The organism is Eudoraea sp., assembly GCF_049665975.1.
Taxonomy (GTDB): Bacteria; Bacteroidota; Bacteroidia; order Flavobacteriales; family Flavobacteriaceae; genus Eudoraea.
In genome coordinates this window covers 1-11,479 of the sequence record NZ_JBATGR010000118.1, presented here as the reverse complement: position 1 = coordinate 11,479, position 11,479 = coordinate 1, and the positions used below count along the sequence as shown (strand labels likewise).

General features: G+C 35.9%; 11 protein-coding genes and 1 pseudogene. 8 read left to right on the top strand and 4 right to left on the bottom strand.

The window, feature by feature from the left end:
- Positions 1 to 225, top strand: a pseudogene (locus WBN20_RS04750) (hypothetical protein); the annotation flags it as partial.
- Between the two features lie 29 nt (positions 226 to 254).
- Here the strand turns inward: WBN20_RS04750 and ytxJ are convergent.
- Complete coding sequence (gene ytxJ, locus WBN20_RS04745) at positions 255 to 650, bottom strand: bacillithiol system redox-active protein YtxJ (protein WP_424280887.1); 396 nt, start codon at positions 648 to 650, stop codon at positions 255 to 257.
- 165 nt (positions 651 to 815) lie between these two features.
- Between ytxJ and clpB the strand changes: the two genes are divergently transcribed.
- Positions 816 to 3,416: an ATP-dependent chaperone ClpB gene (gene clpB / locus WBN20_RS04740; protein ID WP_424280886.1), complete on the top strand. Its 2,601-nt coding sequence runs from the start codon at positions 816 to 818 to the stop codon at positions 3,414 to 3,416.
- Between the two features lie 121 nt (positions 3,417 to 3,537).
- Complete coding sequence (locus tag WBN20_RS04735; protein WP_424272920.1) at positions 3,538 to 4,134, top strand: TetR/AcrR family transcriptional regulator; 597 nt, start codon at positions 3,538 to 3,540, stop codon at positions 4,132 to 4,134.
- Positions 4,135 to 4,138: 4 nt separating this feature from the next.
- Here the strand turns inward: WBN20_RS04735 and WBN20_RS04730 are convergent, their stop codons facing one another.
- Complete coding sequence (locus WBN20_RS04730; protein WP_424280885.1) at positions 4,139 to 5,827, bottom strand: PorP/SprF family type IX secretion system membrane protein; 1,689 nt, start codon at positions 5,825 to 5,827, stop codon at positions 4,139 to 4,141.
- Between the two features lie 90 nt (positions 5,828 to 5,917).
- Between WBN20_RS04730 and WBN20_RS04725 the strand changes: the two genes are divergently transcribed.
- Positions 5,918 to 6,463 carry a SixA phosphatase family protein gene (locus WBN20_RS04725; RefSeq protein ID WP_424280884.1) on the top strand — a complete coding sequence of 182 codons (546 nt, stop codon included), beginning with the start codon at positions 5,918 to 5,920 and terminating at the stop codon, positions 6,461 to 6,463.
- Here the strand turns inward: WBN20_RS04725 and WBN20_RS04720 are convergent.
- Positions 6,441 to 7,190, bottom strand: a complete 750-nt coding sequence (locus WBN20_RS04720; RefSeq protein WP_424280883.1) for a DUF6503 family protein — start codon at positions 7,188 to 7,190, stop codon at positions 6,441 to 6,443. The genes WBN20_RS04725 and WBN20_RS04720 overlap by 23 nt on opposite strands.
- Positions 7,191 to 7,302: 112 nt before the next feature.
- Here WBN20_RS04720 and smpB point away from each other — a divergent pair, with 112 nt between their 5' ends.
- Positions 7,303 to 7,764, top strand: coding sequence for an SsrA-binding protein SmpB (gene smpB, locus WBN20_RS04715; protein ID WP_424273710.1), 462 nt, complete (start codon positions 7,303 to 7,305; stop codon positions 7,762 to 7,764).
- A gap of 35 nt (positions 7,765 to 7,799) precedes the next feature.
- Here the strand turns inward: smpB and WBN20_RS04710 are convergent, their stop codons facing one another.
- The gene (locus WBN20_RS04710; RefSeq protein WP_424273711.1) at positions 7,800 to 8,441 is read right to left on the bottom strand and encodes a protein-L-isoaspartate(D-aspartate) O-methyltransferase; all 642 of its coding nucleotides are present in this window, start codon (positions 8,439 to 8,441) and stop codon (positions 7,800 to 7,802) included.
- Between the two features lie 117 nt (positions 8,442 to 8,558).
- Between WBN20_RS04710 and WBN20_RS04705 the strand changes: the two genes are divergently transcribed.
- From WBN20_RS04705 to WBN20_RS04695, 3 genes are all read left to right on the top strand, one after another.
- Entirely contained in the window at positions 8,559 to 9,524 is a 966-nt protein-coding gene (locus tag WBN20_RS04705) for a Gfo/Idh/MocA family oxidoreductase (RefSeq protein WP_424280889.1), read from the top strand.
- A gap of 57 nt (positions 9,525 to 9,581) precedes the next feature.
- Positions 9,582 to 10,472: a 3-hydroxyacyl-CoA dehydrogenase family protein gene (locus WBN20_RS04700; protein ID WP_424280888.1), complete on the top strand. Its 891-nt coding sequence runs from the start codon at positions 9,582 to 9,584 to the stop codon at positions 10,470 to 10,472.
- A 4-nt stretch (positions 10,473 to 10,476) separates the two neighbouring features.
- Positions 10,477 to 11,479, top strand: a 1,003-nt coding sequence (locus WBN20_RS04695) for a DUF1015 domain-containing protein (RefSeq protein ID WP_424280882.1), incomplete at its 3' end; no start/stop codon positions are given.

The following is an 11,479-nucleotide window of genomic DNA, read 5'->3' as shown; positions in this document are numbered from 1 at the left end:
CAAAGGAAACAACAACTCAATTCATACCCTATTAGTAGCGAATTTGTTTTTGAACATGTTTATGCAAATTATAACGGGGATAAAAGGGCGCTTGACAATGATCTGGTCCCATTATTAAATAGGGTTGCAGTACCATTCCCTACCAATGAGCAAATGGTTTACGACGCCGGTGAAGATTTAAAATCCAGATTGAAGGACATCGTAGTGAGACAGAAATTTAATTAAAATCAGAACCCCGAATTTTCGGGGTTTTTTTATATATACCTTGATAAATTTAGTGATGTAATTGCCCCATGAGATTCATCAGCTACTGCGATACCATTTTTTATTATCAACACCTGAGGTGATTGGTGGTATACCTGAAATTTATTTGCCACTTCATTTGAAACTTCTCTATATCTGTGCAAATCTAAAAAGTACAAATCAGCCTGATTCTCCTCAAGAAAATATGAACTCCTGAATGTTCTGAGTACCATACTGCTGATACCACATGAAGTGGAGTGTTTAAAAATAATCTGAGGCCTTTTGGAAGAATTTTGTTCAATCTCATTGAGCTGATCCACAGATGTTAATGGTATCCATTTCAATTGATCCTTCTGTTCTTCAGGATTTGTATTTTTACTGCTAAATAAATTATTAAATATTCCCATTTTCTTTTTAAAACTGATTAGTCGGATTTATTTTAGTTCCATACAAGCTGTCGAAATGTCTTGTTATTGCCTGATTTTTCCGACATTTTGTCTGTTTATTCTCCATGGTAAGATTGTTGTCCTATATATTTCAAAATTAAACATTAACACGAAAATATATATATAATGAACATTAATAATTTTACTATCAAATCCCAGGAGGTCATACAACGTGCTCAAATAATCGCACAGGGTATGGAGAATCCCCAAATTGAAAATGAACATATTTATAAAGCAATCGAAGAGATTGATGAGAATGTGCTCCCATTTATCTTAAAAAAATTAAATGTCAATATATCTCTAGTAAACCAAATACTTGAAAAAGATCTGGAAAGCTTACCTAAAGTCTCTGGTGGAGAAATACTCTTTTCTAAAGAAGCAGGTAAAACATTGAATGAGGCTAACGTTATTGCGAGAAAGATGGAAGATGAATATGTTTCCATAGAACATCTGATAATAGCTCTTTTTAAATCTAAAAGTAAAATTTCAAGAATATTAAAAGACCAGGGTATTCAGGAAAAGGAGCTTTTGGCAGCGATTGAAGAATTGCGAAAAGGAGGTAAAGTTACTTCTCAAAGTGCCGAAGAAACCTATAATTCATTGAATAAATATGCCAGAAACCTGAATGATCTAGCCGATAAAGGTAAACTGGATCCTGTTATTGGCCGGGACGAGGAAATAAGAAGAATACTTCAAATTCTTTCAAGAAGGACCAAGAATAACCCCATGTTGGTTGGGGAACCAGGTACCGGTAAAACTGCAATAGCCGAAGGACTTGCCCATAGAATTGTTCAAGGAGATATCCCGGAAAATTTAAAAGATAAAGTTATTTATTCCCTCGATATGGGGGCGCTTATAGCAGGTGCAAAATACAAAGGAGAGTTTGAGGAACGTCTAAAAGCTGTTATTAAAGAGGTTACAGAATCAGATGGTAATATTGTACTCTTTATTGATGAAATACACACTCTGGTTGGTGCAGGTGGCGGACAAGGGGCAATGGATGCTGCAAATATTCTAAAACCCGCTTTGGCAAGAGGAGATTTACGAGCTATTGGTGCCACCACTTTGGATGAATACCAAAAATACTTCGAAAAAGATAAAGCACTGGAGCGCAGGTTTCAAAAAGTTATAGTAAACGAACCTGATACGGAAAGTGCTATTTCAATTTTACGTGGTATCAAAGAAAAATATGAAGCACACCATAAAGTAAGAATTATGGACGAGGCCGTTATTTCCGCGGTAGAATTATCACAACGATATATTACCAATAGATTTTTGCCAGATAAAGCTATTGACTTAATGGATGAAGCTGCGGCTAAATTGCGAATGGAAATAAACTCCAAACCAGAAGAACTGGATGTCCTGGACAGAAAGGTTATGCAATTGGAGATTGAAATAGAAGCAATTAAAAGAGAAGATGATAAAACTAAACTTAAATTACTTAATGTAGACCTGGCTAATCTCAAGGAAGAAAGAAATGAGATTTTTGCCAAGTGGGAGAGCGAAAAAACAGTGATAGAGAATATTCAAAAAACAAAACTGGACATTGAAAATTTCAAACAGGAGGCTGAAAGAGCAGAGCGAAATGGAGACTATGGTAAAGTAGCTGAATTGCGATATGGAAAAATAAAGGAAGCCCATGCAAAACTGGAATCACTTCAAAAGGATCTTAGCAATGAGCAAAAAAAAGGAACCCTTATCAAAGAAGAAGTAACTACCGAAGATATTGCAGAAGTTGTCGCAAAATGGACAGGCATTCCAGTGAATAAGATGTTACAAAGCGAACGTGAAAAGCTATTGAATCTGGAAGATGTATTGCACAAACGCGTTGTTGGGCAGGATGAGGCCATTCAGGCGGTATCTGACGCTATCAGAAGAAGCAGGGCAGGTTTGCAGGATACCAAACGCCCCATCGGCTCATTCCTATTCCTCGGAACCACAGGTGTAGGTAAGACCGAGCTGGCAAAAACCTTAGCTGCTTATCTGTTTGATGATGAAAATGCACTTACCCGAATTGATATGAGCGAATATCAGGAACGTCACTCAGTAAGCAGATTAGTGGGGGCACCTCCTGGTTACATTGGCTATGATGAAGGTGGGCAACTCACCGAAGCTGTGCGCCGTAAACCCTATTCTGTGATACTTTTAGATGAGATAGAAAAAGCACATCCCGATACATTTAATGTTTTATTGCAAGTACTGGATGAAGGAAGGCTTACGGATAACAAAGGAAGAGTTGCCGATTTTAAAAATACTATTATCATAATGACCAGCAATATGGGCAGCCATATCATTCAAGAGAAATTTGAAGTCCTAGATAATATCTATTCGGCCATGGAGTCTGCCCGAGTTGAAGTTATGGGGCTTCTTAGAAAAACCATTCGCCCTGAATTCCTTAACAGAATAGATGATATCATCATGTTTACCCCCCTTAATAAGGAGGATATTACGCAGATTGTTAAACTGCAACTAGAGCAACTTAAAAAAATGCTCGCTAAACAACATATCACCATTGATGCGACTAATGAGGCTATTGCTTACCTCGCCAATCGTGGTTATGACCCGCAATACGGGGCCAGACCTATAAAAAGAGTGATCCAGAAAGAGGTGTTAAACAGCCTCTCAAAAGAATTACTCGGAGGTAAAGTTAAAGCGGATAGTATTGTGTTAATAGACTCTTTTGATGACGGTTTGGTGTTCCGAAATCAAAATGAATTAGTTAATTAAGCCCGTTACTAATTGAAAAATGTACCCTTGCGATTTACTTCGTCAAAGGGTACATTTTTTTTATGAATTAAAATACCATACAGTATATAGATTTTTTATCTTCGTATAAAATTGAAGACCTATGCCCACCAAAGCTGAAAGAACCACTGCATACATTATTGAAACTGTAGCCCCTATCTTCAATAAACACGGTTATGTGGGAACCAGCATGAACGACCTTACTGAAGCAACAGGTCTTACAAAGGGAGCATTATATGGTAATTTTGAAAATAAAGAGGCCCTTGCCCTTGCGGCCTTTGAATATAACAGCAAACTACTTTTAAAGACAATAGATGATAAGTTGAATACCGAAGGTACAGCTCTGGAAAAATTATTTTGTCTTACTGACTTTTATCGTAATTATGACTCTTTCACAGTAAGTATGGGAGGTTGTCCTGTTTTAAATGTAGGGGTAGATGCCAAATATAATAACGCTACTCTAAAAGCGGCAGCCAATGAAACCGTGCGCACAATTGAAGGGAAAATTGCTTTGATTCTGGAAAATGGGGTAAGTAACAATGAGTTGAAACTACCTGTTACCCCTTTACAATTTGCAAAACAGTTATACACTATGATTCAAGGAGCTATAGCCATGGCAACAATTACAGGTGACAGAAAATATCTAATAAACACAATTGCCTACCTTGATGTTTTAGTTAAAAAAGAAATCAAAAAATAGTTATTTACTTCCCTACGACTCTATAAATCCAGGTTTTTCCGCTATAACGCCCACCAAATTTAGAATCCCTGGATTGTCTTGCTTCTTGCATGGAGTCATACCTTTTTAAATACACGTAGTTATATTTATTTTTAGCCCGATAGAATGATTTAGGTTGAAACCCTTCATCTGACAACTTCTTGACAAAAGCTTCAAAGTATTTTTTAGTACCAAAGACGTTAGCTATTAAATAATAGCCGGGTTCTAAGCCCTCTTCAGAAGCCACTTCCTCGTATACTTCACCTTTTTTCAATACTACTACTTCTGTAGCAGCTTTTTCTTTTTCAAGCGCCTTAATAGAATCCTGTATATTCTTTTCCCTCAGATCTCTGGCCTCTGCCAATGCTTCTGCCTGTTTAACTGCATTTAGGGAGTCTATCCTTCTTTTCTCCTGTTCGGCTTTAATGGCAGCAATGGCAGTCGTCTCTTTAGCTATCCTTACGGAGTCCTGTCTTTTCTTTTCTGCCTGTTCTCTGGCCTTGGCTAATTCAATTTGTTGGTTTGCCAATGCAATTGAATCTTTTCTTTTATTTTCTGCCAGTTCCTGGGCTTTTGCCAATTCAATTTGCTGGTTTACAGTAGCAATTGAATCCTTACTTTTCTGATTTTGTAGTTGTTCCAGCGCTAATATTTCTGCCGCCTTAACAGCTGCCAGCGAATCCTGTTTTCTTTGGGCTTCCAACACCGCTAATTCTTCCTTTGTCTCTAGCTGTTCTGGCTCTACAATATCCTCCTCCTCTACTTCAAATACCTGCTGGCCAAAACTAAAGGCAGTCACAATTTCAAAACTGGGATCCTCACCTTTAATATCAGCACTAGTTCCAAATTCAACCAAAGCGCCAATAGATAGTTTTTTAAAGAAGTGGCCTCCAATTCCGGTAGAAATGCCGTAAAAATTATTATATCCCACTTGAGCCCAAAATTTTGGCGTAGAAAAAAAAGTGTTTAATCCTATCTGATTGTCAAAATCGGGCAAACGCTTATAGTAAAGAATTGGTCTTATATAAGATGTGGAGGAATCACCAAAAATAGTTATTGGGAAATCATAACTTGCAAGACCCATATAAATTAATCCCGAAGCACTGGCATTACCTTCATTGGTTGTAAAGTTTCGATCTACCAAATTCTCCATAGCGATACCAAAACTAAAAGCATTCAACTGAAGTTTAACAGCCGGTGCAATTTGCAAAATAAAGTTACTTCTTTCTTCAAATATTGGTAAGCCAAAATCGGGATCTATAATAAAGTCCTCGGCCAGTTTTCGTTGGAAACCAATTACATTTACACCAAGCGTTAGTTGGGCTTTAGCGCTCAATTCAAAGTTATATGCATAATTTAACAGGCCCCCGCGATTAACAAAAACACCTGTATTATGTTGAATGTATCCACCTCCAATACCAGATTCCTCATTTATCTTCCGAGAATAGTTTAAAAACAAGGTTGTAGGGTTGCCATCCAAGGTCTGCCATTGCCATCTGGTCCATAATGCCACAGATTGTGGATTATTTCTATCCAATAAAAATACCGGACTTAATAAACTACTGTTAAATTCAGTAAGGTTATGTTGTCTGTAGTCATAAGGTAATTCTGGCTCCTGAGCTTTCACCGAAAAAAGGACCAAAACCATACCTAGTAACAGGATCTTATTCAACATAACTATAGAAAAAACAAAGGGTTAACATACTAATTTGGCTGAAATACAGTTAAATTAGAGCACTCGTTAAACTTATACAAACAATCTAGTATGAAAACAATTAAACTCCTAATCTTTGCCTTTTTATTTACAGGCATTATCTCATGCAAAGATGACCAAAAATTATCAGATGCCTATGCAGAGCCTGCTGTTTCTACGTATTATTTCATACGACATGCAGAAAAGATCAGAAGTAATTCAGAAGACATTGATCCTGAATTAAGCCAAAAAGGACTTGGAAGGGCCATGCACTGGGCAGAAATATTGAATGATGTTGAACTTGATGCAATTTATTCTACAGATTTTGAGAGAACAACCATGACAGCTGCCCCAACTTCTGTTAAGCAGGAAATTACCGTTCAATATTATGACCCGTCCAATATTGATATCGAGCAATTTAAAATGGATAATTTAGGTAAAAATATTCTTATAGTCGGACACAGTAATTCAACACCAGATTTTGTAAATGAGATGCTTGGAGAAAATAAATATGCCGCTATGGATGATTATGACAATGGAAGTCTTTTTATAGTACAGGTAACAGGTAAAAATATATCTGTCAATCGTTTACATTTCAATTGTAATTGTCCGGATTAACTTCAATATCTTCAAGGGCAATTGTTGTTAGAAGTTCTAATTCTTTAGTTTTGAAAAGTTCTTCCAGCTCATACACAGAAATATTGGTTGCAGCTTTATAATTATTATAATCAACAAACCGAATACCATTTATTATTCTTTCATTAAACGCTTCTCGAAATCTTGTCCCTCCACCATCTATATTAAACTCATACGCTAAGTAATCTGGCTTAAAAGTTTCTTTATTAATCCAATAGATGTAAATATCATCAAAATCTTCACCTCCACCTTTTTCATCAAAAGTAACTTCCACTTTATAGTATTGACTATCCCCTATTTGCGTTTCACCAAGAAGCTTTTTATTCACTGCTTTGTCATTTAAGCCAAAGGGAAGATAAGCGAAATAATGAACAGAGTTTATTGAATTTGAATATTTAGTGGCCATTGAGTCTGCTACAATTACAGCCGCGCCATTTATGTATCGTTGAAAATTATTATGCGCAAGTATATCCAAAATGGTGGTCGAATCCTTATTAATAATTCGTCTTAATATCTTTTTTCCTGTACTATTATCTAATTCATACCCAACTTCACGAAAAGTGAAGGATATATTAGATGTTCTATACAGATTACCCCCGGAGACTTCTATGGATTTATCTATAATATTCTGTACGGCAATATTATCAGAATTCTTATTCCTGCAGCCTAATGTTATAAAAAAGATTATAATCAAAATTAATCTCAACATGGAAAAGTTTTTATAGTAATCGTAAAAGTCATGATTTCTTTACAATTTTCACAAAAATAAATTCGTTTTCCAATATATAGTACTCTGTTATTTGTTCTTACTTTTGCTACTTATGCAGAAAACCATAAATATAAAAAACAAAAAAGCCCGTTTTGAATATGAATTTCTGGATACCTATATAGCAGGAATTGTACTTTCAGGATCCGAAATAAAGTCCATTCGTCTGGGTAAAGCTTCCATAACAGAAAGCTTTTGTGAGTTCAATGAACAGGGAGAACTCTTTGTCATAAATATGCAAGTTGATGAATATTCACACGCCACGCATTTTAACCACAGACCCAAAGCTGAACGAAAACTTCTTTTAAAAAAGCAAGAATTAAAAAAACTGGAGAAAGAAGTAAAAAATACCGGACTTACTATTATTCCATTAAATCTTTTTGTAAATGACAGAGGATTGGCTAAACTTAAAATTGTTCTGGCTAAAGGGAAAAAATTATATGATAAACGGGAAAGCATTAAGGATAGAGATAATAAAAGAAATCTAGATCGTCTTAAAAAGAGTTTTAATAATTAAACTCTCTATTATTTGTTAAGCTGTATATAAATTAATCAATTTTTATCTTCCAAAAGTGGAACGAAACGAAAAGAGCCAAATTCCTGCCGTTCAAATTCCTTTTCTGATTTTCTAATTATACGTGTCATAATCTGATCCTCCAGACCAACCGGGATGACCAGTTTACCTCCGATTTTTAACTGAGATAGCAAAGCCTTAGGAATTTCCGGAGCCCCTGCTGTAACTATAATTCCTTCAAAAGGTGCCTCCTCGGGAAGACCTTTATAGCCATCTCCAAAAATAAATTTTTTGGGCCTGTATCCCATTTTCTTAAAGAATATGGAGGTCTTTTTGAATAATTCCAGTTGACGTTCAATGGTAAATACCTTGGCTTTCAATCGCAGAAGTACAGCGGTTTGATAACCACTTCCTGTTCCAATTTCTAATATTTTATCCCCAGGATTTAATTCTAATAATTCTGTTTGGAAGGCCACAGTGTATGGTTGCGATATGGTTTGTTCAGCGGCAATGGGAAAGGCTTTATCCTGGTAAGCATGATCTTCAAAACTGCTATCCATAAACAAATGCCTTGGAACCGCTCTGATAGCGTTCAAAACTGTTTTGCTTTTTATATTCTTGGCCGCAATAGTGTCTACAAGTTTATTGCGCATTCCCTTATGTTTGAAAGTATCTTTCAATAGTTTGGTTTTGTGTTGCTAAATTTAGAAAATCAAATTGGAAATAGGTGTATTTTCCAAGTGATACATTGGCATAATTTAGAATTAATCTCCTTATTTTTGAAAAAACATAAACTTATGCTCAAAGTTGGCGTATTAGGTGCAGGACATTTAGGTAAAATTCATTTGCGCCTTCTTAGTGAATCCAAAGAATATGATCTAATTGGATTTTTCGATCCGGATGCTGAGAACGGGGAAAAGGTTGCGGCAGAATTTGGATATTCCTATTTTGATAATATAGATTCCCTAATGAACGAGGTAGACGTTGTAGATATTGTCACACCCACCCTATCACATTATGAGTGTGCGAAGAAAGCAATGGAAAAAGGAAAACACGTCTTTATCGAAAAACCCATTACTAACACTTTGAAGGAAGCAGAGGAACTTCTGCTAATTGAGGATGCGAACCAGGTGAAAGGTCAGGTGGGGCATGTAGAAAGATTTAACCCCGCCTTTGGTGCGGTTAAAAATAATATTAAGGACCCCATGTTTATTGAAACTCACCGGCTGGCAGAATTCAACCCCAGAGGAACTGATGTACCGGTAGTCTTAGACTTAATGATTCACGATATAGATGTAATTCTTAGTGTAGTCAACTCCAAAGTAAAAAGAATTAATGCCAGTGGCGTATCCGTAATTAGTAAATCACCAGATATTGCCAATGCCAGAATTGAATTCGAAAATGGATGTGTTGCTAATCTTACGGCCAGTAGAATCTCATTAAAAAACATGAGAAAATCTAGATTTTTTCAACGAGACGCATATATTTCTGTAGATTTCCTTGAAAAACAAGTCGAAGTTGTTAAAATGAAAGACGCTCCTGAAAAACCTGGAGAATTTGATATGGTGCTTCAAAACGCGGAAGGAGATAAAAAACAGATTTATTTTGAAAACCCTGAAATTCTGAATAATAATGCAATCAAGGATGAACTTGAAACCTTTGCACAGGCCATAAATAATGATAGCACTCCTGTGGTAACTTTAAAACAGGGTACTCAGGCATTGGATGTAGCATTACAGGTAATTTCGTCTTTCAAAAACTAATGGGTTTAGAATAGAACGTGCATTACGGAATTTTCACTTGTTAAATAGCATGAAATGATAAAAACAATTGCAGTAATAGGGGCAGGTACAATGGGTAATGGAATTGCGCATGTTTTTGCGCAAAATGGCTATAAGGTTAATTTAGTTGACATCTCGCAGGAATCTCTCGACAAAGGGACTTTAACAATTTCCAATAATCTGGATAGGATGCTGTTAAAGAATGTCATTACTAATAAGGAAAAGACAAATACATTAGAGAATATTACTACATATACCTCATTGAAGGAAGGGGTAAGTGAAGTGGGTCTGGTAATTGAAGCCGCAACTGAAAATGTGGATTTAAAACTATCCATTTTTAGAGAACTTGACATCTTTTGTAACGAAAACACAATTCTGGCCACTAATACATCTTCCATTTCAATAACGCAAATTGCTGCGGCTACCAAAAGACCAGACAAGGTAATTGGAATGCACTTTATGAATCCCGTACCTATAATGAAATTGGTAGAGATTATTAGAGGTTATAATACAAGCGATGACGTTACATTAGCGGTGATGGAAATTTCTGAAAAATTAGGCAAAATAGCCACGGAAGTAAATGATTATCCCGGATTTGTAGCAAACAGAATTCTGATGCCTATGATAAATGAGGCGATCGAAACCCTTTATAACAATGTGGCTGGCGTATCAGAAATTGATACCGTAATGAAATTAGGCATGGCACATCCTATGGGGCCACTTCAACTAGCAGACTTCATTGGACTTGACGTATGTCTTTCAATTCTGAATGTTATGCATAACGGGTTTAAAAATCCTAAATACGCTCCATGTCCACTTCTTATAAATATGGTAATGGCGGGTAAAACTGGAGTTAAATCGGGGGAAGGGTTTTACAACTATTCAGAATCGCGCAAGGCAGAAAAAGTAGCCACTCAATTTGCCCAATAAATCTATGGCAGTTATTAAACCATTTAAAGCAATCCGGCCGGCAAAGGATAAAGTGTCATTTGTTGCCTCGCGTTCTTACGATGAATATTCAAAAAAGGAATTAGACTGTGTCTTAGACTACAACCCATTTTCTTTTTTACATATAATTAATCCTGGTAACAGCATTAACAGAAAGGTCTCCGGCAAAGAACGTTTTAAACTAATTCACAACCGTTATTTGGACTTTTTAAAAAACCAAATTCTTATAAAGGACAATGAGAATAGCCTTTATATTTATAAAATAGAAAAGGATAATTTTAATTGCTGTGGAATAATATGCGCAACCAGTACCGAGGATTACAGGAATTCTGTAATTAAAAAACATGAAAACACACTTGAAAAAAGGGAAAAATTATTTGCGAATTACCTCCAATTAGTTAAATTCAAAGCAGAGCCGGTTTTGATGATTTATCCGGATACAAATGAAATATCTGTTATAGTCAATACCGAGATCAAAAATCATCCTCAATGTCATTTTACAACTCCTGATAACATAACACATACCTTATGGAAAATTTCAGAAGAAAATACTTTAAAACAGTTACAGAATGAGTTTGGTAAGGTAAACTCCTTATACATAGCTGACGGGCATCACAGAAGTGCATCTTCGAATCTCTTATCTCTTATGTCGCAAAAGAAAAACCCTGGTCATACCGGCAAAGAACCTTATAATTTCATTATGAGCTATTTAATCCCCCAATCGGAGATTAGAATCTTTGAATTTAACAGAATGGTACGTGATCTGAACGGGCTTACTGCAAAGGAGTTTCTTATAAAACTAGATAAATTTTATACAATTAAAAATCACGGTGACCATTTATATAAACCTGATGAAAAGCATCATTTTAGCATGTATCTCAACGGCTCATTCTATTCATTATCCCTGAGGAAAAATGTCTATAAATTTACCGATGCCCTGAGTAAACTGGATACTCAGATTCTATATAAGACTATTCTGGAACCCATAC